Source organism: Allobosea sp. 10N428 (genome assembly GCF_056394545.1).
Window position 1 is genome coordinate 18,745 of sequence record NZ_JBFTIC010000017.1, and the last position, 24,592, is coordinate 43,336.

The following is a 24,592-nucleotide window of genomic DNA, read 5'->3' on the forward strand; positions in this document are numbered from 1 at the left end:
GAATGCCGGTCTCGCGGCCTGAACAGAGTATCGGGGGCACTCGGGCGTGCAACGCTTACAATCACGCGTTCTTTCGTGGACTGGATGGGGTTCGCGCGCAGCGCCTAGTTGGCGAGATGGAGCGCTGGTGTGCGAGTCGGTGAGGCCGGGTAGCGGGTAGTGCTACCTGTTACCTGCTACCAATATTGAGGGTCGCGAGGCGCGACGGGGGAACTGGATCCAGGGCGTCGAGTTGGTCGAATGCCGAGACCGGAGGTGCACGTGGCTGTTGAGGGTCAGGCGCTCCGACATATTGAAGTGCAGGACGCCGTTGGCGACGAGCTTGAGGGCGGCCTCGCAGCTATCGATGCTTTCCTCGCAGCGTCTGGCGCATTCCAGTAGCGAGGCCTGTCCGGCGTCGGTCAGGAAGTCGACAACGCGCGTGTGGTCGGCAGGTGTGATCTCGGCGTTGGTGCATTGCGCAATCATCTGAGCGTTGGACCATTGAGGATCGCGCAGGAGGTTGTGCCGCGACGTCGCGAAAAGCCATGTGCTCGTTCTTGCAAGAATGCGGTCAGCCTCGTTCCACAGGGCGACCTCCTGGTTGGTGAATGTGTAGCCCGTGGGCATGACCGTCAGGACGAACAAGCCGAATTCGTGGCGTAGGAGGTAGGCAGCCATTCCTGGGAATGAGCAGGCTTTCTCCTGTGGCATGATGGATTGAAAACTGAATCTTGCGAACGAGAGGGTTCCTGGGTCGGCTTCCATATGGACGACGAGTTCGGAACTACCTTCCCAGTGGTCGTCGAAGGATCCGACGGCTTTCGTCGGATGGAGCTTCATTCCCACGCTCCCTTGCGCGACGAGCGAAGAGCGCTGCGTGGCGTTTCATCTCCCTCGATCCGGTAGAAGCGGGAAAGGGTGCGCGCCCATTTGCCCTTGGGATCGACCGCGAAGAGCTGCGACGTCGTGATAATCTTGTTGCCGAGCCGGGGGTGGTTTTCGGCATGGCCGATAAAGCAGGGCAGCGGGATGGCGCTCAACCTGGGGCTTCGGATGACGACGGCGTCTGCCAGGTCGAGGTCGGTCGGCCTGGTGCCGGCGGCGATGTCGGTGAGGTCGTCGACCAGGCGCTGAAGGACTGCGATCCGCTTGAGGACGATGTCGCGTTTGATAGGGTCGTCGAAGTCCATTCATCGTCTCCTGTGTGGAAGCAGGTGTGGTTGAGAACGCTAAGGCGAGGATCAACGGACGGCCGCGCAGCAAAGGATTGCGCTACACCAGATCGGTGCAATCCATGATCGAGTCCTTAATCGACGGCAGCGGGGCAAGGTTTGAGCTCAACGCATCCTTAACAATGCGGCTTGCACTGTATCGGCGAAGCGCTGATCGTACGGCTCAGGACTGGCTGGCCGACTCACGCTGCTGCTCGACGCAACAGGATGCTGATGGACGGAGCTGCCTTCAAAGAGGCTTTAGCCAAGCTCGGGCACACTCAGACGAGTTTTGCGCGCGAGAACCGCCTGCCGGTGCGGACGGTCCAAAACTGGTCCAGGAGCGGTCCCCCAGAGCACATAGTGCAGATGTTGAGCACTATGCTTCGTCAGCAAATCGAGCCGCCTGGCCCGATCGATTTCTCCACCGAGGACGGTGGTACCGCAGATGCTGCCCGCGCCCTGGACGTCACCCTTCGGTCCGTGCTCCAGCGTGCTACTCGTGCTGGGTGGCCTCGGGAGGTCGCAGCTGCAGGAGCTATAACCTGGTTCGCCCGACAGCTTGCGAGCAAGCGCTAGTTCGAACCTGAAATCACCATATCTGCAGCTTCCTTACCAATTCGTTACCGTCCCAGATCCGGAGAGATGGGTCACACGCGATGGACGGTTGCCCGCGGAGGCTGCCACGACGCTCCGGTGGCATCGGCCCTGTTTGATGCGGCAATCGCGGCGAGGTCCGCCGGTCTCACCCATCTCCTGTGGGCGGCCTCAAGAAAGCCGAACAGGGTGGCGGGGCTGAATGGGCGTTCGCCGGCAGGGGTTGCGGAGTGCCTCGGTTCCATCCGATGAGCCCAGACGAGTTTCAAGCATGCATCAAGGATTGGCCGGTCGTTTCAACCAGCCTTTTACCCGTTCCCACTTAGCTCTGGGTCGGCCGAGGAGTTGGATATGCCTACGAAGCGCGAGGTTTGGCTTGCTGCAGACGCTCTGCGGGCGAAGTCACAGACGGTTTCCGTTCGCAGCGTTCGGGCCGCCTTGCCTTACGGCGGTTCCTATCGCGACATCGGCCCGCATCTGGCGGATTGGAAAGCTGAGCGCAGCTACACGCGAGTGATCGAGCTGTCCGGCTTGCCGGATCATATCCAGACGCAGCTGGCGCGGGCGGGAGCCACGCTCTGGCAAGCGGCCTTGCAGGACTCCACCAAGTTCCTGAGCGCTGAGCGGGAACAAGCGCGGGCGGTGGCGAAGGTCGATCAGGATATGCGAGACGAGGCTCTCGCCGCCGCCGATGTTCTGGAAGCGCGCGTCGGGCACCTGCAAGCCGAAGTCGACCGCCTGAAAGCGGAACTCGTAGCGAGCCAGAAGCAATCAGGCGCATTTTTGGCGAAGCTCATGGAGCTGCGCGGCGATCCTGTCGATCCTGATGGTGTACGCCGGGCGGAGCGCGGCCGATCGCGCCTCTTCTGGAGGTTCGCACAAGGACGCATTTTGGAGATGCTCCTAGCCGAACCAGAAGGCTCGCCCGGGCTCACCACCTCCGAGATCGCGGCCAGGCTTCCAGACGACGTCGTACAGCGCGCTGCGGAGGAGGGCGAGCTACTCAACCCCAGCAGTCTCTCCAAGCGCATGCATGAGAGTTTTCATCGGGGGCGGCTCTTTACCAAAACCGGGGACCGCTATCAGCCACTCAGCGTCGCGAACCTCGAGGCTGGTTGAGAGCCCGTTATTTTGAAGGCCTTTTGGGGTCTTTCCCAACATATCGCCAGAATGGTCGTTTGATCGGACCCGCTTCCGCCAATTCCATCGCTTCCAGCTCCGCCGCGATCTCCCCATCACGTTGATAGGCTTCGGTGAGTTCGGGTGTGCGGGCAATAATGGTTTTATGCGCCGGGCCGTTTCTCATGTAGGGCCGCAATTCGGTCCGATAGCTGACGCTGATCTCGACGGTTCCGAAAAGGATCCTGTCGATACTCCATTTCAGCGTCTGGCTAATTTTCGTACGCAAGGCGAGCGCGGTTTCGGGATCTGCCTGTTCGAGGCGCTCTCGGAGCGCGGCCACGATACCCTCGCGCTGGCCAGGGGGAGGGAGGCTGTTCTCCATGGCAAGTTGAGCTTCCATCTTCTTTAGCTCCGCCTTCACGGTTTTGGCTTCCGCGCGGCGCTTGCGATAGCGCTCAGCTGCCTCGTCATCGTCGTCGTCTTCCACGGCATCCAGAAGGCGTGCGACCTTGGCGTTCAGCGCTCTCAGCTCCGCAGTCTTTTGGCTGATAAGAATCGCCAGCGAGGCTGTTCCCCCGACGTCGAGTTCAGACCAATCGACTTGATGGGCGCGATCCAAGACGGCGTTCTCAACGACGTCAACGCGCCATCTGCCTGAGTTGGTACAACCTGCCAAACGCTCATTGCCAGAGCAGGCGTAATATCGCTGGCCTTTGGGTGGTGTGCCCTTGTTTTGCAGCGCCATCCTGCGCCGGCAGCTTGCGCAGTAAACCATCCCCTGTAGCAGATTGGCCATGACCGGCCCCTTAGGGCCAGGCGACGCTCGACGAGAAAGTACCGCGGCAGAGGCCTGATTGAATTCTTCCTGCGTAACGACTGCCGGGAAATAATCCGGGATAGGGTCACCATCCGGATGCCTGTTTCCTTGGGCGTCCGTCACGTGCGGCTGGAACTCGCCGAAAGCGGCGCGCGAACAGAGAATTCGGGAGAGATTTGACGGCACCCACTCGTCGCTGTTCCGGAAAGGAGGGATTTTGTTTCCATTGAGGTATTGGAGAATCCGCTGGCGGCCATAGCCGTCGATGGTCATGCGGAAAATTTTTTGAACGAGTGCCCCGCGCTCTGGATCCACCTCGACTCGTCTATTCTTGCCCGTGCCGACCGATCTGAGCCAACCCGGAAGCCTCGCAGTGAGCACCCTCTTCTCTTCGACAGCCTGCTTCCGCTTGGCGGCCCAGGCCTCGCGGATGCGCTTCGACTTTTCCACCGATTCAAAATTGGATCGAATGGCCGTGCCAAGCCATAGGAAGAGGGCTCCCGAGTTCTTCTCAAGAATCTCTTCCGAGTATTCCATGCCGTCCGAAAGAGAGACGATCCTGATGCCCGCTCCGATAAGGTCGAACATCAGCTTGAAGGCCTTGTGCGCAGCTTCACGGCTAAGGCGATCAAGCGACTCCACGAGAAGGTAAGTCCCCGGGGGAATTTTCCCTTCCTGAACGAGATCCAAGAACCGACGCAGATTTCCTTCCAGCGCGTTCTTGCCTCGGAACGCGGAGACGCCTGCGTCGCGAATTCGCTCATTGATAGGAATGCCGTGCTTCTCGGACCACTCATCCGCCATCTTGAGCTGGCGACGAACGGTGTCGCCCTTGCGCTGCTCCGGCGTCGAGAAGCGTAGGTAAGAGATTGCAAACGTCTGCGGCTCGGAGGATGTATCGGCTTTTTTGGCCTTGGCGGCTGGCATGATCAACTCCATCCAATTGTGCTACAGCTATGCCATCGCGGCTTTCAAAATCGATAACAACGTCAGGCACTTGAACGAGCATTCAAGGATTGAATTTTAATAGGCTCGTTTATGCTGATGAACGGACCTCCCGGAGCCGGCAAGTCGATGCTGGCGAGCCGCTTGCCGTCGATCCTGCCGCCGCTTTCGCCGCGCGAATTGCTCGAGGTTTCGATGGTGCTCTCGGTCGCTGGCCATCTCGCCGACGGCGCCCTGACCGATCGCCGCCCGTTCCGGGCACCGCACCATTCGGCCTCGATGGCGGCGCTCGTCGGCGGCGGCCTTCATGCCAAGCCGGGGGAGGTCTCGCTCGCCCATCACGGCGTGCTCTTCCTCGACGAGCTGCCCGAGTTCCAGCCGCAGGTGCTGGATGCTTTGCGTCAGCCGATGGAGACCGGCGATGTCCTGATCTCTCGCGCCAATCACCGGGTCACCTATCCCGCCAGATTCCAGCTCGTGGCGGCGATGAACCCGTGTCGCTGCGGCAAGGCGACTGAGCCCGGTTTCGCCTGCCGCCGCCAGCCGAACGAACGTTGCATGGCGCAGTATCAGACTAGGCTTTCCGGTCCGCTGCTCGACCGGATCGATATCGCCATCGATCTCCCCGCGGTCACCGCTGCCGACCTGATCCTGCCATCGACGGGGGAGGACTCCACCACCGTCGCCGCGAGGGTCGCAGCCGCCCGTCAGCGCCAGCGCGCGCGCTTCGAGGCGCTGGAACTGCCTCAGCGCGGCCTGGGCCACGTCAGCACCAATGCGGCCTGCCCTCCGCCGGTGCTGGAAGAGATCGCGCGGCCCGATAATGCCGGGCTCGCCCTTTTGCGCGATGCCGCGGAGGCGATGCGCTTGACGGCGCGGGCCTATCATCGCGTGCTGAAAGTAGCCCGCACGCTCGCCGATCTCGACGGCGAGGCCAAGGTCGGGCGGCTGCATCTGGCGGAGGCGCTGTCCTATCGCTCGCGCGGTGGCGAGCTCGTTCAGGCGGCCTGATCGCGTGGCGCGTTTTCGAGCGCAGCAGATGGCTTGTCCGAAGACCGCGCAAGATGCGATGAGCTCGACGTATTCTTGATTAACCGATCCTGAAAGCCGAACGGCGAATCTGCGGGGTTAGCAGGCGCCTTTCTCAAGGGACGAGGGCTAGATCGAAGGGCATGGTTTCTTCGTTCTGGTCATGGCTCATCGTCGGAGGCGCCGCGCTCGCGCTATGCCTGCTGATTGCCCGGCTCCTGTTCCAGCGTGAACAGTTGCGGCGGCAGGTCGCCGCTTTGCTCCGCGATACCGAAAATCTCAACGACCGGCTTTGGACACTCGCCGATAGCGAGGAACGCTATCGCAGCCTGATCGAAGCCCAGGGCGACCTGATCGTCAGGCGCGACGGTGCGCGCATCGTCTATGCCAACCGGGCTTATGGGGCGCTGTTCGGCGCGAGCGAGGTCGATCTCGTCGGCAGCAAGATGCAGCTGCCGCAACTCGCCAGTCGGCCAGCGCAACTGCTCGAAGGCGGAGCCCGCAGCTTCGACGAGTGCCTGGCGACCTATGAGGGCGAGCGCTGGATTTCCTGGGTCGAGACGGCGGTTCCGGGACATGGCGGGAAGGCGCTCATCCAACGCGTCGGCCGCGACATCTCCGCCCGTATCGCCGGCGAGGACGCCCTGGTCGAGGCACGCGCCCGGGCCGAAGCCGCGAGCGAGGCGAAATCGCGCTTCCTCGCCACCGTCAGCCATGAGTTCCGCACGCCGCTCAACGGCATCCTGGGGATGGCTGACCTTCTCACCGATACCGGCCCCGATGCCGAGCAGGCGACCTATATCGCTGCGCTGCGGACCTCCGGCGAGGCCTTGCTCGCGCTGGTCGACGATATCCTGGATTTCGCCAAGGTCGAGGCCGGCAAGCTCGAATTGGTCGAGGAACCCTTCGACGTCGTCCAGCTCGTCGAGACGGTGGCGGAACTCGTGGCGCCGCGGGCGCAGGCGAAGGGCATCGAGCTCTCCGCCCATATTGCGCCCGAGCTGCCCACGCGCCTCATCGGCGACCGCGACCGCCTGCGCCAGATTCTGCTCAACCTCGTCGGAAACGCGGTGAAGTTCACCGAAGCCGGCGGGGTCGGTCTCAGCCTGCGGCTGTCGGGTGCGGGCGTCGAGATCACCGTCGCCGATACCGGGCCGGGCATTCCCGTCGACCGGCTCGAGGACATCTTCAGCGAATTCGAACAGGTCGAACATGGTGCCGGCATACGGCAGTCCGGAGCCGGCCTCGGGCTGGCGATCGTCCGGCGCCTCGTTGATTTGATGGCGGGCGAAGTGAGGGCCGAAAGCCGCCTAGGCGAAGGAGCAACCTTCCGCGTCACCCTGCCGCTCGCGGCAGCTGCGGATGCCCCGCGTCCGGGCATTCCGCATTGGCCGCAACAGCATATCCTGCTGGTCTCGCCTGTTCCGTTCGCGGCGCGCTTCCTGGCGGAAGCGATCCGGGTGACCGGGGCCGCGGTCTCCGTCGCGACGACCGCCGAATCGGCGCGGGTGAAGCTGATCGGCGAAACCCGCCCGACAGCGGTTCTGATCGATCACGCACTCGGCGATATGCCGGCGAAGGATCTCGCGGCAGCGGTCGCTGCGTCGGGCATCCGCGATTGCCTGATCCTGCTCTCGCCTCTGGAGCGGCGGCAGTTCGGTGCGCCGCAGGCCGCGGGCTTCTCCGGCTTTCTCATCAAGCCGGTGCGGACGCGCTCGCTCTATGAACGGCTCGATGCGGACTTCCCGCATAGGCTGCCGGCGATGGGCGAAATCGCGAATGCCACCGCATCCGCTCGCAACTCGCCCGGCACCGGCCTCCATGTGCTCGTGGCCGAAGACAATGAAATCAACGCGCTGCTGGTCGTTCGCACGCTCGAACGTTTCGGTTGCATCGCATTCTGGGCGCGCGACGGGCGCGAGGCTCTGCAGCGCGTGGAGGCCAGCTTTGCCGGCGCGGCTCCGCCGCTGGCGCTTGCCCTTCTCGATGTGCGCATGCCGGTGATGACGGGTCTTGATTGCGCGCGCGCCATCCGCGCGCTCGAACGCCGGCTCGGGCGCGCCTCCGCCTTGCCGCTCGTCGCCGTCACTGCGAATGTCGCGGAAGCCGATCGGGAAGCGGCTTTCGCAGCGGGGATGGATGATTGTCTCGCCAAACCGCTGGAGCGCGCGGCATTGCTGCGCTGGCTGGAGCGCCTATCGCTACCGTCGGCAGGCAGCCTCTCGGCTTGACGGCAGTCATCGCTTCGACGCCGTTTTGTCGCGAAGTTGTAAGATCCTCCGGGCAAGCCTACCTCTAGGCCGAACGCGGCTGAGGGATCGAGATTCGCGATGGCATTGCACGTTTCTGATAGCAAGAACGCGCTGCCCTCCCGGTTTTCAGCCGGCAATGCGTTCACCCGGTTCGCTCCGCTGATGCTGATCGCGGGCGGCCCGATGCGGCGTTTCGGTGCCGAACCCGGCGAGGCTCCGCCGCTTGCGGGCACGCTCGGCCGGCTCGGTTCGCTCGAGGTCCGGCTGGCGCGCGGCCCGCGCGAGATCTGGCGGGCACAGCGCCTGCGCTACCGTGTCTTCTACCAGGAAATGTCGGCCAAGCCCGATGTCGTCTCGCGGATGTTCCGCCGCGATGCCGACCGCTTCGACAAGGCCTGTGACCATCTCCTCGTCATCGATCATGCGGCGCGCGGCCGCTTCGGCGGCACCAAGCCCAAGGTCGTCGGCACCTATCGGCTGATGCGCCAGAGCGCGGCCGAACGGCTCGGCGGTTTCTACACGCAGAGCGAATTCGATCTGGCGCCGCTGCTCGCGCGCCATCCCGGTCAACGCTTCCTCGAACTCGGCCGTTCCTGCGTGCTGAAGCCCTACCGCACCAAGAGGACGGTCGAGCTGCTCTGGTCGGGTATCTGGGCTTATCTCCAGCATCACCGCATCGATGCGATGTTCGGCTGCGCTTCCTTCGACGGGACCGATCCCGACTCGCTGGCCCTGCCGTTGAGCTTCCTGCACCATCAGGCTCGCTCGCAGGGCGAATGGGCCGCGGCTGCGCATCCCGAGCATTTCGTGGGCATGGATCGCCTGCCGTCGGAGATGATCGACGCCAAGCTCGCGCTCAAGGAGTTGCCCCCGTTGATCAAGGGCTATCTTCGGATCGGCGCGCGCTTCGGCACCGGCGCCGTGATCGACCGCCAGTTCGGCACGACCGACGTGCTGGTCGTGCTGCCGGTTTCGGCGATCGACAAGCGCTACACCGACTACTATGGCGGCGAGACTCCGCGTCGCGCGGCCTGACGCTAGAGCATTTTCGAGCGAAGTGGGCACCGGTTCGCGTAAAGAAAATGCGATAAAACAAAAACTGAGAGCAACCTCGCGATTCAGGGAAGCGCGAGGTTGCTCCACTATTCGCCGGCTGCGGCCAGCGCCCGCAGCGCCTCGCGATAGGTCGGGTAGCGGAAGGCGTAGCCGAACTCCCGCTTCACCAGCGCATTCGAGACGCGCTTGCTCTCGCCGTAGAAGCTCGCCGCCATCGGCGAGAGCTGTGCTTGCGCGAATGGGGTTTCCGGCGGCGGTTCGAGGCCGGTCAGTTCGGCCGCGAAGGTGACGACGTCCTGCGGCGGCCCCGGCTCGTCGTCGGTGACGTTGTAGATCGCGCCGTTGCGGGGCTGCGCCAGCGAGGCCATCAGCACCTCGGCGATATCGTCGACATGGATGCGGTTGAAAACCTGCCCCGGCTTGATCAGCCGGTTCGCCTTGCCCTCGCGCAGCTTGGTGATGGCGTTGCGGCCGGGGCCGTAGATGCCGGAAAGACGGAAGATCTGCACCGGCTTGCCGCTATCGCGCCCAAGCTGCAGCCAGGCCTCCTCGATCGCGACGCGCTGGCGGGTGCGGCCGTTGGTTGGAGCCGGCGGCGTGGCTTCGTCGATCCAGGCGCCGCTTTGGTCGCCATAGACGCCGATCGTCGAGAGATAGCCGATCCAGCGCAGGTTGGGTGCCGCAGCGAGCGCGCCGCGCAGCGGGCCGAGTGCCGGGTCGCCATCCTCGGCTGGCTGCACCGAGACGAGCACCGCGTCGGCCTCCGCCACCGCCTTGCTGAGCGCAGAGGACACGGCGAAGCCGCCGAAGACCAATGTCCTGATGCCTTCGCGGCTGAGCTGCGCCGCCTTCTCGGCGGAGCGGACGGTGCCGGTCACTTCCCATCCCCGCGCCAGCGCGGCGCGCGCGAAGAAGCCCGCCGAATAGCCGAGGCCGAGGATCAGGATGTTCATGCGGCGTCTTCCGTCTGAGGTGTCAGTGCGAGCCATTCGGCGCGCACTTGCAGATCGTCTTCGCCGGCGAGTCCCGCCGCGGCGCGCTCGCTGACACATTCGGGAGCGAGTCGGCCGAGCGCCCAGACCGCCATGGCACGGATGAGCGGCGAAGGGTCGGCGAGATGGGGCTGGGCGCTCTCGGCAAGTTCCGGCCGGCCGCTATTGCCGATGGCGATCAGCACATTGCGCAGGAAGCGGTCGCGTCCGGTGCGCTTGACCGGCGTCCCGGCGAAGAGCGTGCGGAACGCGGCGTCGTCGAGGCGAGCGAGTGCGGCGAGGTCCAGCCCGTCGAGTTCGTCCTTGAGGGCGAGCCGGGTTTCCTGCGCGGTCTGCGCGAACTTGTTCCAGGGGCAGACGGCGAGGCAGTCATCGCAGCCGAAGACGCGGTTGCCGATGCCCGGCCGCAACTCCGTATCGATATGGCCGGGATGCTCGATCGTGAGATAGGCGATGCAGCGGCGCGCATCGAGCCGGTAGGGCGCCGGAAAGGCATCTGTCGGGCAGATGTCGAGGCAGCGCCGGCAGGAGCCGCAATGATCGCGCTCAGCCGCATCGGCCGGCAGCTCGGCGGTGGTGTAGATCGCGCCGAGGAGCAGCCAGGAGCCGTGCTCGCGCGAGACCAGCACGGTGTGCTTGCCCTGCCAGCCCAGCCCGGCCGCCTGCGCCAGCGGTTTCTCCATCACCGGGGCGGTGTCGACGAAGACCTTGACGTCGGCGCCGCCGCGCGCGGCGAGCAGGCCGGCCACGCTCTTGAGCTTGCCCTTGATGACGTCGTGATAATCGCGCCGGCGCGCATAGAGCGAAATCGTCGCCTTGTCGGGCTGAGCCAGCGTCGCGAGCGGATCGCCGTCGCCCGCATAGTTCATGCCGAGCATGATGACGGAGCGGACCTCGCCCCACAGCCGGCGCGGATCGGCGCGCTGGTCGCGGCGCTCCTCCATCCAGCTCATCTCGCCCTGATAGCCGCTGGCGAGCCAGGCTTCGAGCCGCTCGGGCGCCTCGGGTATGGCGTCGGCCGCGGCGACGCGCATCACGGCAAAGCCTTCACCGAGCGCCCGCTCAGCGACGGCGCGCTTCAGCTTCTCGCCGCTCAGAAGTCCAGATTGTCGTAATGGGCGCTCGGAGACATGCCGGGCATTCGGTCGCTCAGCAGCGGCCGGAAGCTCGGTCTCGACTTGATCCTCGCATACCATGAGCGAGCCGCCTCATCCTCTTCCCAGGGCACGTCGCCGAGATAATCGACGCAGGACAGATGCGCCGCCGCCGCGAGATCGGCATAGCTCAGCTGAGCGCCCGCGAGCCAGTTCCTTTTGGCCAGCAGCCAGGAGATGTAGCGCAGATGATAGCGCACATTGGCGCGCGCCGCGCGGATCGCGCTCATTTCCGGCGGTCCGCCGCCATCGTCGCGGCTCATGAACCGCTTCATCACCTTTTCCATCACGAGCGGGCCGGTGATCTCCTCATGGAACTTGACGTTGAACCAGTCGAGCAGGCGGCGCACCTCGACGCGCTCGCCGGGCCCTTCCGGCAGCAGGCGGCGATCGCCGAGCGCAAGCCCGCGGGTCTCGTCGAGATATTCCGCGATCGGTCCCGCGCCGGGCACAGGTAGCCCGTTCTGCTCCTGGAAGACGGGCGTCGTCCCCGCCGTGTTGAGCTCGAGGAATTCCCGCCGCCGCTCCCAGACGCGTTCCTCGACCAATTCGGCCTCCATGCCGAACTCGCCAAGTACGAGACGGATGAAACGCGAATGCGGACATACCGGGTAATGGTACAGGGTCGCCATGGCACTCATGAAGACTTGTGAAGCAGGCAAAATGCGTCGGAAGCAGGGCCGCCGGACTTTGTCGCGATCCGAAGGGGCGGCGAGGCTTGCTATAGTCATGCCTGAAAAGCGTCACAAGCCGCGGCAATGCGGGTGCCTGCAATTTGTCCCGGCTCCTTCGCAAAGTGGTAACCAATTTGCAAAGGCCTGGGCGTAAGCCGACGAGACGACGACCGACGCCCGGCCAGGTGCGGTCTGATTCGCGCGAGGATCTCCCGCATGCAGAACCTGATCGAAGCCTTCGTCCTCGGCATCGTCGAGGGCCTCACCGAGTTCCTGCCGGTCTCCTCGACGGGCCATCTGCTGTTGCTGGGCCATTTCCTTGGCTTCGAGTCGAACGGCAAGACCTTCGAGGTGCTGATCCAGCTCGGCGCGATCCTCGCGATCCTGCTGGTCTATTTCCGCCGCCTGCTGGACATCGCGCGACGCCTGCCGACGGACCCTTCCGCCCGGCGCTTCGTCATCGGCGTGCTGATCGCCTTCCTGCCCGCCGCGATCATCGGCGCCGCCTTGCACGGCTTCATCAAGAGCGTGCTGTTCAACCCGTTCATCGTTTGCTGCGCCCTGATCGCCGGCGGCCTGATCCTGCTCGTAGTGGACGAGATGGAGCTGCAGGAAAAGCACACCGACGCCACGACTTTCCCGCTGCCTATGTATTTCAAGATCGGCCTGATCCAGTGCCTGGCGATGATCCCCGGCGTCTCGCGCTCGGGCTCCACCATTGTCGGCGCCATGCTGCTCGGTGCCAGCAAGCGCGCCGCGGCGGAATTCTCCTTCTTCCTCGCCATGCCGACCATGGCGGGCGCCTTCGCCTATGATCTGCTGAAGAGTTACAAGGACCTGACCTTCGATGACGGCATCCTGATCGTCGTCGGCTTCATCGCGGCCTTCTTCTCGGCGCTGATCGTGGTGCGCAGCTTCCTCGACTTCGTCTCGAAGCGCGGCTTCGCCCCCTTTGCCTGGTGGCGGATCATCGTCGGCATGGTCGGTCTCGCCGGCCTCTGGATCGTCGGCTGACCGGACCGACCTGGGGAGCGCCCGTCATTTCCGGGCGCGTCGCTGGCGCGAAGCCCCGCGGTTACACTTCGACTCCCTCTCAGGCTGGCCGCGATGAGTCGGCCAGCGAGTCGGCCAGCGTCGGAGACCTCGCCGCCGGCAATTGCGGCAAGGAGGTTGTCTGCCGCTCGATCATGCGGTGGACCACCGGCGGGTTCGGCCCGCTATGTAGCGCGCGTACCTGCTCGCCGATTTCGGCATCGGCCTGGGTGACGCGCTGGTTCTGCCGGACATATTCGACCCAGGTCGGGCTGTCGTAGCGCTCGATCCAGAGCGTCGGATCGGTCAAATCGCGCAGCAGGGTCCAGTGCCGGGCGCCGTCACGGCGCCGGATGCGGCGCCGCTCCGCGATCACGGTCAGGAAGGCGACGACGTCTTCCGGCTTGATGATGTATTCGATCGTCACGATCACCGGGCCGGAGCGGGGCTCGATGTCGACCGCGACCTTCGGCTCGCGCCAGCGGCTGAGCGGATCGAGATTGAGCTCCTCCAGCGGCGGCAGCCGGTAGCGCAGCCCGAGCGCGGCGCCGGCCAGCAGCGTGACCGCCGAGATCAGCAGCGCCTTCTCGACGCCGAAATGCTGAGCGAGCCGGCCCCAGGCCCAGCTGCCGGTCGCCATCCCGCCGAAGGCCGCCATCTGGTAGGTCGCGAGCGCACGGCCGACGACCCAGCGCGGGGCCGAGAGCTGCACCGTGGCATTGAAGGTCGAGAGCGCGAGCACCCAGCACGCGCCGCAGACGAAGAGCCCGGCCATCGCCAGCGGCATGGTCGAGCTGAGCGCGACGAAAATGACGCCCACGGCGTAGGCGGTAAATGTGGAGCGAACCAGCGCTTCCGTGCTCATCGCCCGCCGCAGGCGCGCACTCATGAAGGCGCCGGCCACCGCGCCCGCGCCGAAGGCGCCGAGCAACACGCCATAGGTCAGCGGGCCGCCGCGGACGAGGTCGCGCGCGATCAACGGCAATAGCGCCAGCCCGACGATGGCGCCGAACCCGTAGACGAAGGCGCGCAGGATGACGGAGCGGATATTCGGCGACATCGCGACATAGCGCACGCCCGCGCCCATCGCGATCAGCATCGTCTCGCGCGGCAGGAGACGTTCGACCTTGGGCGGCCGCCAGCGCGCCAGCACGATGAGAAGGGGGATGTAGCTGACGGCATTGATGGCGAAGGCCGCGACCGCGCCGGCCGCCGCGACGATGGCGCCGCCGATGGCCGGGCCGACGCTGCGGGCGATGTTGAAGGCGACGCTGTTCAACGTCACCGCTGCCGGCACGTCGCGGCGCGGCACCATGTCTCCGACCGATGATTGCCAGGCCGGGTTGTTGAGTGCCGTGCCGCAGCCGATCAGGAAGGTGAAGGTCAGGAGCAGCCAGGGCGTGATCAGGCCGAACCAGGCGACGGCAGCCAGCCCGATGGAGACCAGCAGCATGAAGATTTGCGCGACCAGCAGGATGCGGCGGCGATCGTAATTGTCGGCGATGGCGCCGGCGGCCAGCGAGAACAGCATCACCGGCAGCGTGGTCGAGGACTGCACCAGCGCTACCATCTCGGCCGAGGGCGAGATCGAGGCCATCATCCAGGAGGCGCCGACCGCCTGGATCAGGCCGCCGAAATTCGAGGCGAGGCTGGCGAACCAGACGGCGCGGAAAATCGGCTGCTGCAGCGGAACGAAGGGCGAGACCCGGGCCTGCGCTGGTTTGATGCCTTCCGAGGCGAGCTCGGCTTCTATGACATCGGCCGTGGGCTGGGCGTGCGGGTCGTCAGGCATGCCATAGGGTTAGAGCATGAGTGCGGGAGGGGAAATCCTTTCCATCGGGAAGATGTCGAAACTTGGAACGTTTTTCTGCTTGGAGCCCGTTTGACCCAGGAGACATCTGGATCATCCTTCGAGACGCGCCTGAAGGTGCTCCTCAGGATGAGGGCTGGAGGTCTACGCCACCGCGGGTTGGCGCACCTGCCGTGGCGGGCGCGGCTTGCGTGCGCGCAAGCCATGGCCGAATGCGACCAGAAGCCCGGCCAGGGCGACCCAATGCGACGGCCGCAGCGAGGCGTAATCCTGATAGGTCAGGATGTCGGCATTGGCCTGGAAGACCAGCCAGGCCGAGACGCCGGAAGTCGCCGCATACCAGCCCGCTTCCAGCCCTGCGGTGAGCAGCCCTGCGAGAAGCGCGATGCCGGCCAGGGCCGGAACCGAGACCGGCAGCTTCCAGCGATACAGGCCGCGATAGAGCATCAGCAGCAGGAAGAGCCCGCTCGTCAGCACCGGCTCGGTGACGTCGATCTTGGATTGCAGCGCGAAGTGCAGGAGCGCCAGTATCGCGATCGGATAGACGAGATTGTGCAGGCGCTGCCAGTTCTTGCCGAGCCGGCGGATCATGCCGTCGGTCGAGGTGGCGCCGAGCGCGCAGAGGCCGAGGAGCGCCACGAAGCCAATGGTCAGGTAGAAGCGCTTGACGATCTCGGAAACGATCAGCCCCCAATCGAACGCCATGTCGATGAAGTAGAGGGAGAGATGGCCGAGTGCATAGGCCATCACGCCGAGCCCGACCATGCGGCGGATGCCGATCAGCTTGCCCCAGTCGAACAGCCGCCGGAACGGCGAGACGGCGAGCGTGACGATGAGGATCCTGACCGCCCAGGTCCCGGTCTGGTGGATCGCTTCGGTCCAGGGTTTGGAGCCGAGCTGATGCATCCAGGCGGCATGGAGCAGGAGCAGCGCCGGTACGAACAGCAATGCGAAGGCCGCGGCCCGCAAGGGCGAGAAGCGGCCCTGTCGGTCGGTCCATGGCAGCCATGCTTTCACGGGCGGGTCTCCGATGCGAAGGCTCATGCCCCGGCATAAACGATAGGGTCGGCCACTGTCCTGCACGTCTGGACACAAGCGTGTGAATGGGTTGTCCTGCCGGTCCATTTCAAGCGGGTTTCACGATGGCTTCCAGCAATCCCACCGTCGTCTTCGATGTCGGCAATGTCCTGCTGCGCTGGGACGCGCGGCTGATCTACAGCAAGCTGATCCCGGAGGCCGAGCGGCTCGACTGGTTCATGCAGAACATCTGCACGGGAGACTGGAATCTGGAGCAGGATCGCGGCCGCTCCTGGGAGGAGGGCGTGGCGTTGCTGGTCGCGCGGCATCCGGAATGGGAGCGCGAGATCCGCGCCTTCAATGAAAGCTGGCATGACAGCGTGCCCCACACCATCGCCGACAGCGTCGCGGTTCTGGAAGAGCTGAAGAGACAGGGCGAGAAGGTCTACGCCATCACCAATTTCTCGCGCGAGAAATGGGCGGAATGCCTGGTCCGCTTCCCGTTCCTGCAGAGCTTCGACGGCGTCGTCGTCTCCGCCCATGAGCGGCTGCTGAAGCCGGACCCGGCGATCTACGAGGTGCTGCTCGGCCGCTACGGCCTCGACGCCGGCGATTGCATCTTCGTCGATGACAGCGAGAAGAACATCGTGGGGGCCCGCGGTATCGGCATGCGGACCGTCCATTTCGTCGAGCCCATCGACCTGCGCGCCGAGCTGCGCGGCCTGGGCGTCAGGCTCTGACGGGCAGAGCCTGACTGTCGGAGGGAGCGCGAGCTCTCAGGCCGCGCTCTTGACCGCCACGGTGGGGGCGAGGCCTTCGGCGTCGACGCCGCGCGCCTCGCGCACCAGCCGGGTGCCTGCCTTGGTCGCGAGGAAGTCGGCGAGGACGGCATCTTCCTGGCGCACGAAGCCCTTGGCGGGCAGCTTTCCGGCGAGGAAGAGCTCGACCATCGCGACGCAGCCGGCAGCGGTGGTGAGCTGGATCGCGCCGAGCTCGTCATTTCCGTCATAGCGCAGAACGACGCTCTCTTCCTCCAGTCGGCCGCGGCGCTCGCCGACGCCGGTCACGAAGATCACGACCACGTCCTTGCGGGTGAAGGGCGCGGAATGCGTGAGGATGCGGCGCAGGGTCTCGCGGTCGTCGGCGAGATCGAGATCGCGCAGCAGGAGCTTCATGATCTCGGCATGGCCGGGATAGCGCAGCGTCTTGTAGCTCATGTTGCGCACCTTGCCGGCCAGCGTCTCGGTGAGCGTGCCGAGCCCGCCCGAGGTGTTGAACGCCTCGTAGGCGACGCCGTCGATCATCACGCTCTCGATGCCTTCGAGCGCGGGCACCAGGGTCGGCTGGCCGTCGAAGACGATCTCGCAGGGGTTGCAGTATTCGTTGATCAGGCCGTCGACCGACCAGGTCACGTTGTAGCGCAACGCATTGGTCGGGTAGAGGGGCAGCGCGCCGACGCGCATCTTGATGGCGCGGACATTTTCGAAGCGAGCGGCCATGTCGGCGCCGAGGATGCAGATGAAGCCGGGGGCCAGACCGCATTGCGGCACCAGCGCGACCTCGGAGGTGGCGCCGAGCTCCTTGATGTAGGAGGTGGTGGCGACGTCCTCGGTCAGATCGAAATAATGGGTCTTGGTTTCGGCCGCGACCTTGGCGATGCCCTTGTTCAGGAAGTACGGGCAGGCGCTGACGACGATGTCGCGGTCCTTGAGGAAGGCGCTGAGCGCGCCGAGGTCGGCGGCGTCGACCGTTGCGGTGGCGAAGCGGCCGCCGGCGGCATGCTTGAGCTGCGCCGCGGAAGCGTCGGCCAGCGTCACCTCATGGCCCTGCTCGGCCAGCATGCCGGCGATGATGACGCCGATCTGGCCGGCGCCGAGCACGGCGATGCGTTGCTTCTGGATGGTCATGTCGCGATCTCCTGACGGGTCGGGCAGGCAAGGCACCTCCCTCTCCCGTCATTCATCGCTTCAGGCGGCGCAGGCTTTAACGAGCGGATCGCCGCTGCGGGCAGCCATGTGTCTTCAAGATGAAGGGATATGCAAAATTTCGATGTGAAATGGACGAGAGGGCCGCCGGCCGCGCCGTCGTGGCAGCGTCAGCGCTCGAATTTCCGGGCCAGAATCACGGAGGACGTCGTGCGCCGGACGCCCTCCATCTCGGCGATCCAGTCGATGATGGTGTCGAGGTCGCTCGCCGTCTCGCACTCGATCTTGACGGAGAGATCGAAATGGCCGCTCAGCGTGTGGCATTGCACGATTTCGGGCCGCTTTTTCAGGGATGCGACCACCCCGCCCTGCTGCTTCACCTCGAGCTCGATCAGGATGAGGGCGGAGATCGTGGTGACAGGCCGGGTCGCCTTGCCCAGGATCGTGGTGTAGCCGGCGATCACGCCGTCGCGTTCCAGCCGGGCCAGCCGTCCCTGCACGGTCGCTCGCGAGACGCCGAGCTGCTTGGCGATGTCGGACACGGGAAGCCGGGCATTTTCGGTGAGAATGCGGATGAGCTCGCGGTCCTTCGCGGCGTCGGAGGGCCGTGCCATATCGTCTCCAGATGTGCGATGGGCCGTCATATAGCAGGGAAATCGGGCGACCCGGCAAGGAGAGACTGAAAGATCTGCCTGGCTTACTCCGCGGCTTTCTCTCCGCGATCGCGCAAGGGCTTGCCTACAAAGGAACATTTTGCAGGCGAAAGGTTATTCGGCGTGCCGGAAAAGGGCTTGCCTCGGGGCGTAAATCGGAGTGGCATGCCGACCGGCGGCAGTACGCTTTGCCATGGAGAAGGTCATGTTCAGGACATTCATTCTCGCATCCGCATCGGCCCTTGCTCTTGCATCCTTCACCGTGGCGCCGGCCTCGGCGCTGACGATGAAGGAGTGCAGCGTCAAGTATCAGGACGCCAAGAAGGCCAATACGCTCAAGGGCCAGAAGTGGAACGATTTCCGCAAGGCCCAGTGTGGTGACGACGATGCCGCCGACGACGAGGCCGCGGCCGCGGTGCCGGCCGAGCCGGCGAAGCCTGCCGCTCCGGCCGCGACGACGGCCGCTCCGGCTGGCAAGCCCATGGCGATGCCGTCCGCCAAGGCCAGGGCCGCGGTCTTCCCCAAGGCCGTTTCGCAGAAATATTCGAACGAGACCGCCGGGAAGGCGCGCCTCAAGACCTGCGTCGACCAGTACAACGCCAACAAGGCGGCCAACGCCAATGGCGAGCTGAAATGGATCGAGAAGGGCGGCGGCTACTGGAGCCAGTGCAACACCAAGCTCAAGGGCTGATCCTCGCATCGATCAGCGTTCGAAACGCCGCGCCACAAGGCGCGGCGTTTTGCGTTTCAGAGCATCTGCGACGGACGAGAAGCAGGGTCGGACGGTCTCGTCGGCGCAGGATCGGACGGCCTTTGCCCCTTGCCGAGCATCTCGCCACGGGCGCGGATGATATGTGCCGTCACGACTTCCTGAACCCGCTTTTCCGCCGCCTCGCGGACCGCGCCCCGATTGGCGGGGCGCCCGTCCTCGGTTTCGATCAGCTCGATCGTGGCGTTGGTCAGCGCGTCGACGTCCCCCTTGCAGAACAGCATGGCCGCCTTGGCGACGACCTCCGCCTTCTCGTCGGTGAGCAGCATCGGGGTTCCCTCCCGGCCGATGCAGGCCAGCATTTTGCTGCGGATCAGGTCGCGCGTCTTCTCCAGCAGCGCCTTCTTTTCGGCCCGTGCCGCGCGCTCCTTCTCCGTCGCCTCTGGCGTCTGAGCCTGAGCGGGCGCGCCGGGTGTCACCGGGCCGCGTGCATTGGCGCTCTGCTTCACGCATTCGACCAGAGCCGGCAGCATCTCGCCAGTCGAGGTCAGCGCGAAGGTATAGCGTGCGTCATTGGCGATCAGCTCGAGGTAGCGGCCCTGGCGGAAGGCGTTGATCAGATTGGATTGCGCCGGCATCGCGATGGTGAGCAGCGTCGGTGTCTTGATGTTCGCGGTCACATCGATGGTCGAGCTGCGGTCGAAGACGAGCCGGAGATTGAGCGTCTCACCGGCCCTGAGCTTCCAGTCGGGCCTGGTGAAGCCGAGCAGCCAGGAATACTGCGCGGTAACCGAGGTCAGCATCGTCACGCCGCTCTTGTAGCGGGCGCTGACGGCACAATGCGAGAAGGCGCCGGTCTGGTCGTTGGTGAAGGTACCGCCCGACCAGTTGCCGACGACGATCTTGCCGAACGGGCCGGCCGCCTCCGCAGGAGGCGACAAAAGGCAGATCAAGGCGACGGCCGCGGCCCGCATTGCGGTTCCTCCGATGAGATTGGCGGCAAGCTAAAGGAGGACGGGCGAAAGGGGGAACGTTTTTTGGTGCCGCGCTGATCAGGCGGCTTCCTGCCGCAGCGGCTTGAGCAGCATGGCGAGCAGGTCGCTCTGCGTCACCAGCCCGAGCAGATGCTGCGCTTCGTCGACGATCCCGACGGCGTGGCGGCAGCCATCGGTCAGCGGCGCGATCAGCTCGATGGCGGGGACATCGGGGCTGGCGGTGCGGGCCGGGGCCATGACATCGTCGACGCGCAGGCCCGGTCGCGTCAGCTCGCGCAGCCCGACCATGCCGAGCAGCCGGTTGTCGTGATCGACGACGGGCAGGGCACGAACGCCATGTTCGAGCAGGAGCGCGCGTGCGGTTTCGATCCCGCCGTGTCGGTCGATGCGGACGATGTCGCGGGACATGATATCGGCGCAGCGCGGCAGGCCATGGGAGCGCGAGAGCGCATGCATCTCGACGCGCCGCAGCAACTGGTCGAGATCCCCGCGGTCGATATCGAAGGCCTCGCCGAGATCGCCGAGCGCCGCGTCGATATCGACCTCGTTGAAGCCGATACGTTGGCTGGCCGGCAGGTCCTTCGTTCCGTGTGGATTGGCGGCGGCCACAGGACGATGCGGATAGCTGTGGCTGGAGAAACGGTGAAACAGCACGCCGAACAGGGTCAGCACCAGCGCGTTCAGCCCGACCGGCACGAAGGCGAAGCCGAGGCCGTAGGCGGAGACGAGCGGTCCACCGAGCGCCGCCGTCAGCGCCGCCGCCCCGCCGGGCGGATGCAGGCAGCGCAGCAGCGACATGGCGGCTATGGAAAGTGCAACGGCGCTGCCGGCCGCGATGGCGGGCTCGGGAACGTAACGGCCGACGAGCAATCCGATGAGCGCCGAGACGGTATTGCCTCCGACAATCGACCAGGGTTGCGCGAGCGGGCTCGATGGGATGGCGAAAAGGAGCAGGGCGGAGGCGCCCATCGGCGCGGCAAGCAGCGGCAGATGGGGATCGTTGCCGAGCAGAAGCCCGCAGATCAGCCCGGTCGCCCCGACCCCGATCAGGGCGCCGAGGCAGGCGACGAGTCGGTCTCGCCATGTCGCGCCGGCCAGGATCGGCGCGAAGAACCTGCCGCGCCAGCGTCGGCCGGTCTGTGGGTCGGGAACGGGGAGGGACATTGAACTCGGCTGGCGCTGCTCAAAATTTCGGCAGGCTCAATACGCCGGAGAATGTGTCCAGACAATGCGATTCTGCTGCTGCGGCCGCGCCGGAGGGCGTGAAAAGCAGAAATCGTTCGTCCCGTGACGGGGTGTGGAAATTCGATCTCTGTGAAAAGGTCGACCGGTCGGGTTGGCCGGTCGACCCGAGGACGATCAGTCGACCACGCGCACCGCGCCCTTGGCGGCGCTCGTCGTCGTCGCTGCGTAAGCCTTGAGCGCGGTCGAGACCTTGCGCTTGCGCGGCGCGGACGGCTTCCAGGCATCCTTGCCCTTGGCCTCCATCGCCGCGCGGCGGCGCGCCAGCTCCTCGTCGGAAACCTGCAACGAGATGCTGCGATTGGGGATGTCGATCGCGATGATGTCGCCGCTCTCGACAAGGCCGATCGCGCCGCCCTCGGCCGCTTCCGGCGAGACATGGCCGATGGAGAGGCCGGAGGAGCCGCCCGAGAAGCGTCCGTCCGTGATGAGCGCGCAGGCTTTGCCGAGCCCCTTCGACTTCAAATAGCTCGTCGGATAGAGCATCTCCTGCATGCCCGGCCCGCCGCGCGGCCCCTCATAGCGGATCAGAACGATGTCGCCGGGGTTGACCTTGCGGTTGAGGATGCCGTCGACCGCCGCGTCCTGGCTCTCGAAGATCACCGCCGGCCCGGAGAATTTGAGAATCGAGGCGTCGACGCCCGCCGTCTTCACGATGCAGCCGTCCAGAGCGATGTTGCCGAACAGCACGGCGAGCCCGCCATCCTTCGAATAGGCATGCTCCGCGCTGCGGATCACGCCCTTCTCGCGGTCGTCGTCGAGCTCGGCGAAGCGCCGGTCCTGGCTGAAGGCGGTCTGGGTCGGCACGCCGCCGGGCGCAGCGCTGTAGAACGAACGCACCGCCTCGCTCTGCGTCTGCGTGATGTCCCAGCGTGCCAGCGCATCGGCCATCGTCGTGCTGTGCACGGTCGGCAGCGAGGTGTCGATCAACCCGGCGCGGTCGAGCTCGCCGAGGATCGCCATGATGCCGCCGGCGCGGTGGACGTCTTCCATATGCACGTTAGCGACGGCCGGAGCGACCTTGCACAGAACGGGCACGCGCCGCGAAAGCCGGTCGATATCCGCCATGGTGAAGTCGATCTCGGCCTCATGGGCCGCCGCCAGCAGGTGCAGCACCGTGTTGGTCGAGCCGCCCATGGCGATGTCGAGCGTCATCGCGTTCTCGAACGCCTTGAACGAGCCGACATTGCGCGGCAGCACGCTCTCGTCGTCCTGGTCGTAGTAGCGGCGGGCGATATCGACGATCAGATGGCCGGCCTCGACGAAGAGGCGCTTGCGGTCGGCATGGGTGGCGAGCGTCGAGCCGTTGCCGGGCAGGGCGAGGCCGAGCGCCTCGGTCAGGCAGTTCATCGAGTTCGCGGTGAACATGCCCGAGCAGGAGCCGCAGGTCGGGCAGGCCGAGCGCTCGATCACGTCGACCTCGGCGTCGGTATACTTGTCGTCCGCCGCCGCGATCATCGCATCGACGAGGTCGACCTTCTTCAGCACACCCTCGGCGATGAATTTGCCGGCCTCCATCGGTCCACCCGAGACGAAGACGGTCGGAATGTTCAGGCGCATCGCCGCCATCAGCATGCCCGGAGTGATCTTGTCGCAATTGGAGATGCAGACCATCGCGTCGGCGCAATGGGCGTTGACCATGTACTCGACGCTGTCGGCGATGAGCTCGCGCGAGGGCAGGCTGTAGAGCATGCCGTCATGGCCCATGGCGATGCCGTCATCGACCGCGATGGTGTTGAACTCCTTGGCGACGCCGCCGGCCTTCTCGATCTCGCGTGCGACGAGCTGGCCGAGGTCCTGGAGATGGACATGGCCCGGCACGAATTGGGTGAAGGAGTTCACCACGGCGATGATCGGCTTGCCGAAATCGCCATCCTTCATGCCTGTGGCGCGCCACAGGCCGCGGGCGCCGGCCATGTTGCGGCCATGGGTGGAGGTTGCGGATCTCAGCCTGGGCATCTCATGCGTCTCCGGTCTCGGGCTCCTGATGTCCCGTTGGGCGGCAAACTACCGTTGCCGCGCCCTGCGACAAAATTGAATTCTTCGATTTCCATGATCGGCGCCGCGCATGGCGGCCACAGGCTCTGCCTACGGGACAGATGGTTTCCGAATTGGCATAACGACACCCGCTGGAACGCGAAGAGGCGAGGGCTGCTGCACCATGCTGCGCAATATCGACGTCGATCTGCTGCGCAGCTTCGTCACGGTCGCCGAGCTGCGCAGCTTCACCCGCGCGGCGGCGGCGCTGTTCCGCAGCCAGTCTACGGTCAGCACCCAGATCCGCCGGCTCGAGGAGCTGGCGGGGCAGACGCTATTGCAGCGCTCGCCGCAGGAAGTGCTGCTGACGCGCGCGGGCGAGCAGTTCCTCGGCTATGCCCGCCGTATCGTCTCGCTGCATGATGAGGCGCTCGACGTCATCAATGCGCAGAGCGTCAGCGGCCGAGTCAGGCTGGCGGTCATGGATGATTACGCCACCATCGTCTTGCCGGAAACGCTCGCCCGCTTTGCCCGCTCCCATCCCGAGGTCGAGCTCGAGGTCACGACCGGCTTCACCCGCGACCTGCTGAACAGCCTCGGCGAGGAGTTCGACCTGGTTCTCGCCACGCAGAAGGCCGGCGATGGGCGTGGCCAGGTCTTGCGCCGGGAACGCACCGTCTGGGCTTGCTCGGACCGTGCCGCCTTCTCCGTGGAGGAGCCGCTGCAACTCGCCTTGCTGAAGGCGCCCAACATGTTCCGCGAATGGGCGCTGGAAGCGCTGAACGAAGCCGGGCTGCGCTGGCGCATCCTGTTCTCATCGTCGAGCATCGGCGCTGTCGAAGCCATGGCGGCATCGGGCGCGGCGCTGACCGTGGTCAAGGCCGGCACCGCACGCCAGGAGTTGCAGTTGCTGGGGCCGGAGCAGGGGCTGCCGGCGTTGCCGGCCTCCGAGATCGCACTGCACCAGGCGCCGGGGCGCGCGGCGGCGGCCGTGGTGGCCCTGAGTGACTTCCTGGCGGAAGCGCTGAGCGATGCGCCCGCTGCATCCTGAGGGCACGGGCTCTCGCGTTCTCGCGGCATCTTCCCTCTGGCCTGGTGAGGGATGGCGCCGGCTTGGCCCCGGAGCGGACGAGAATGGCGCTCCCGACCTTGTGGAAAACTCATGATTCCATACAACTCATTGAATTCACTAAAAATTCTGGCGTTGTCGAAAAACTTTCAAAATCGGCGTTGACAGCGAAAAGGAGCGCGCCCTATAAGCCACCCATCGAGACGGCGCCGCCGCTGAGCGGCGCCTCTTCTGCGCTTCCTAAGGACGCTGGGGCTGAGGCCGGTTCGCCGGGTGAAGTTCTGTCGGTTTTGTTGAAGCCCTGCTGTTTGAAAATTGAAGACAGAAAGAGA

21 protein-coding genes and 1 pseudogene are annotated in these 24,592 nt (G+C 65.3%); 9 read left to right on the forward strand and 13 right to left on the reverse strand.

What is annotated here, in order from left to right:
* Window positions 1-162: 162 nt before the first annotated feature.
* A complete protein-coding gene (locus AC1DDA_RS26170) occupies window positions 163-822 on the reverse strand; it encodes a hypothetical protein (protein WP_476797957.1) in 660 nt (219 codons plus the stop codon).
* On the reverse strand, window positions 819-1,172 hold the full coding sequence (locus AC1DDA_RS26175) for a DUF6634 family protein (protein ID WP_476797958.1): 354 nt from the start codon (window positions 1,170-1,172) through the stop codon (window positions 819-821). Before AC1DDA_RS26175 ends, AC1DDA_RS26170 begins: the two co-directional genes overlap by 4 nt.
* Window positions 1,173-2,141: 969 nt before the next feature.
* Here AC1DDA_RS26175 and AC1DDA_RS26180 point away from each other — a divergent pair.
* Entirely contained in the window at window positions 2,142-2,909 is a 768-nt protein-coding gene (locus AC1DDA_RS26180; protein ID WP_476797959.1) for a DNA-binding protein, read from the forward strand.
* Between the two features lie 7 nt (window positions 2,910-2,916).
* Here AC1DDA_RS26180 and AC1DDA_RS26185 read toward each other — a convergent pair whose 3' ends face one another.
* Window positions 2,917-4,656, reverse strand: coding sequence for a recombinase family protein (locus tag AC1DDA_RS26185; protein WP_476797960.1), 1,740 nt, complete (start codon window positions 4,654-4,656; stop codon window positions 2,917-2,919).
* A gap of 102 nt (window positions 4,657-4,758) precedes the next feature.
* On the opposite strand from AC1DDA_RS26185, the pseudogene AC1DDA_RS26190 reads away from it, so the two are divergent.
* The 3 genes and pseudogenes from AC1DDA_RS26190 to olsB form a co-directional block, all read left to right on the forward strand.
* Window positions 4,759-5,685 (forward strand): annotated as a pseudogene (locus tag AC1DDA_RS26190) (YifB family Mg chelatase-like AAA ATPase); the annotation flags it as partial.
* Window positions 5,686-5,846: 161 nt separating this feature from the next.
* On the forward strand, window positions 5,847-7,934 hold the full coding sequence (locus AC1DDA_RS26195; RefSeq protein ID WP_476797961.1) for a hybrid sensor histidine kinase/response regulator: 2,088 nt from the start codon (window positions 5,847-5,849) through the stop codon (window positions 7,932-7,934).
* Window positions 7,935-8,138: 204 nt separating this feature from the next.
* Window positions 8,139-8,990, forward strand: a complete 852-nt coding sequence (gene olsB / locus AC1DDA_RS26200) for a l-ornithine N(alpha)-acyltransferase (protein ID WP_476779811.1) — start codon at window positions 8,139-8,141, stop codon at window positions 8,988-8,990.
* Window positions 8,991-9,097: 107 nt separating this feature from the next.
* On the opposite strand, the gene AC1DDA_RS26205 is transcribed toward olsB, so the two are convergent.
* From AC1DDA_RS26205 to AC1DDA_RS26215, 3 genes are read right to left on the reverse strand one after another with little or no spacing between them, the layout of a single operon-like run.
* Window positions 9,098-9,964, reverse strand: a complete 867-nt coding sequence (locus AC1DDA_RS26205; protein WP_476779797.1) for an SDR family oxidoreductase — start codon at window positions 9,962-9,964, stop codon at window positions 9,098-9,100.
* Window positions 9,961-11,085, reverse strand: coding sequence for a tRNA epoxyqueuosine(34) reductase QueG (gene queG / locus AC1DDA_RS26210; RefSeq protein WP_476797972.1), 1,125 nt, complete (start codon window positions 11,083-11,085; stop codon window positions 9,961-9,963). The genes AC1DDA_RS26205 and queG overlap by 4 nt, the downstream gene beginning before the upstream one ends.
* Before the next feature lie 11 nt (window positions 11,086-11,096).
* On the reverse strand, window positions 11,097-11,789 hold the full coding sequence (locus tag AC1DDA_RS26215) for a glutathione S-transferase family protein (RefSeq protein ID WP_476797962.1): 693 nt from the start codon (window positions 11,787-11,789) through the stop codon (window positions 11,097-11,099).
* Between the two features lie 258 nt (window positions 11,790-12,047).
* On the opposite strand from AC1DDA_RS26215, the gene AC1DDA_RS26220 reads away from it, so the two are divergent.
* Window positions 12,048-12,845 (forward strand): undecaprenyl-diphosphate phosphatase, encoded by a 798-nt coding sequence (locus AC1DDA_RS26220; RefSeq protein WP_441509285.1) that lies wholly within the window; start codon window positions 12,048-12,050, stop codon window positions 12,843-12,845.
* Window positions 12,846-12,924: 79 nt separating this feature from the next.
* Here the strand turns inward: AC1DDA_RS26220 and AC1DDA_RS26225 are convergent, their stop codons facing one another.
* Both AC1DDA_RS26225 and AC1DDA_RS26230 read right to left on the reverse strand, forming a co-directional pair.
* Complete coding sequence (locus tag AC1DDA_RS26225) at window positions 12,925-14,655, reverse strand: MFS transporter (RefSeq protein WP_476797963.1); 1,731 nt, start codon at window positions 14,653-14,655, stop codon at window positions 12,925-12,927.
* Between the two features lie 162 nt (window positions 14,656-14,817).
* A complete protein-coding gene (locus tag AC1DDA_RS26230; protein WP_476779799.1) occupies window positions 14,818-15,690 on the reverse strand; it encodes a protein-methionine-sulfoxide reductase heme-binding subunit MsrQ in 873 nt (290 codons plus the stop codon).
* Between the two features lie 125 nt (window positions 15,691-15,815).
* Here AC1DDA_RS26230 and AC1DDA_RS26235 point away from each other — a divergent pair, with 125 nt between their 5' ends.
* Complete coding sequence (locus AC1DDA_RS26235; protein WP_476797964.1) at window positions 15,816-16,430, forward strand: HAD family hydrolase; 615 nt, start codon at window positions 15,816-15,818, stop codon at window positions 16,428-16,430.
* A 36-nt stretch (window positions 16,431-16,466) separates the two neighbouring features.
* Here AC1DDA_RS26235 and AC1DDA_RS26240 read toward each other — a convergent pair whose 3' ends face one another.
* Window positions 16,467-17,597: a saccharopine dehydrogenase family protein gene (locus AC1DDA_RS26240; protein WP_441509281.1), complete on the reverse strand. Its 1,131-nt coding sequence runs from the start codon at window positions 17,595-17,597 to the stop codon at window positions 16,467-16,469.
* A 188-nt stretch (window positions 17,598-17,785) separates the two neighbouring features.
* A complete protein-coding gene (locus AC1DDA_RS26245; RefSeq protein WP_476797965.1) occupies window positions 17,786-18,229 on the reverse strand; it encodes an Lrp/AsnC family transcriptional regulator in 444 nt (147 codons plus the stop codon).
* A gap of 244 nt (window positions 18,230-18,473) precedes the next feature.
* Between AC1DDA_RS26245 and AC1DDA_RS26250 the strand changes: the two genes are divergently transcribed.
* Window positions 18,474-18,959: a hypothetical protein gene (locus AC1DDA_RS26250; protein ID WP_441509280.1), complete on the forward strand. Its 486-nt coding sequence runs from the start codon at window positions 18,474-18,476 to the stop codon at window positions 18,957-18,959.
* A 56-nt stretch (window positions 18,960-19,015) separates the two neighbouring features.
* Here the strand turns inward: AC1DDA_RS26250 and AC1DDA_RS26255 are convergent, their stop codons facing one another.
* The 3 genes from AC1DDA_RS26255 to ilvD form a co-directional block, all read right to left on the reverse strand.
* Window positions 19,016-19,951, reverse strand: a complete 936-nt coding sequence (locus AC1DDA_RS26255; RefSeq protein ID WP_476797966.1) for a hypothetical protein — start codon at window positions 19,949-19,951, stop codon at window positions 19,016-19,018.
* A gap of 78 nt (window positions 19,952-20,029) precedes the next feature.
* The gene (locus AC1DDA_RS26260; RefSeq protein ID WP_476797967.1) at window positions 20,030-21,136 is read right to left on the reverse strand and encodes an HPP family protein; all 1,107 of its coding nucleotides are present in this window, start codon (window positions 21,134-21,136) and stop codon (window positions 20,030-20,032) included.
* Between the two features lie 195 nt (window positions 21,137-21,331).
* Entirely contained in the window at window positions 21,332-23,173 is a 1,842-nt protein-coding gene (gene ilvD, locus AC1DDA_RS26265) for a dihydroxy-acid dehydratase (protein ID WP_476797968.1), read from the reverse strand.
* Between the two features lie 202 nt (window positions 23,174-23,375).
* On the opposite strand from ilvD, the gene AC1DDA_RS26270 reads away from it, so the two are divergent.
* On the forward strand, window positions 23,376-24,242 hold the full coding sequence (locus AC1DDA_RS26270) for a LysR substrate-binding domain-containing protein (protein ID WP_476797969.1): 867 nt from the start codon (window positions 23,376-23,378) through the stop codon (window positions 24,240-24,242).
* A gap of 83 nt (window positions 24,243-24,325) precedes the next feature.
* On the forward strand, window positions 24,326-24,592 hold a 267-nt coding region (locus AC1DDA_RS26275; protein WP_476797970.1), incomplete at its 3' end, for a hypothetical protein.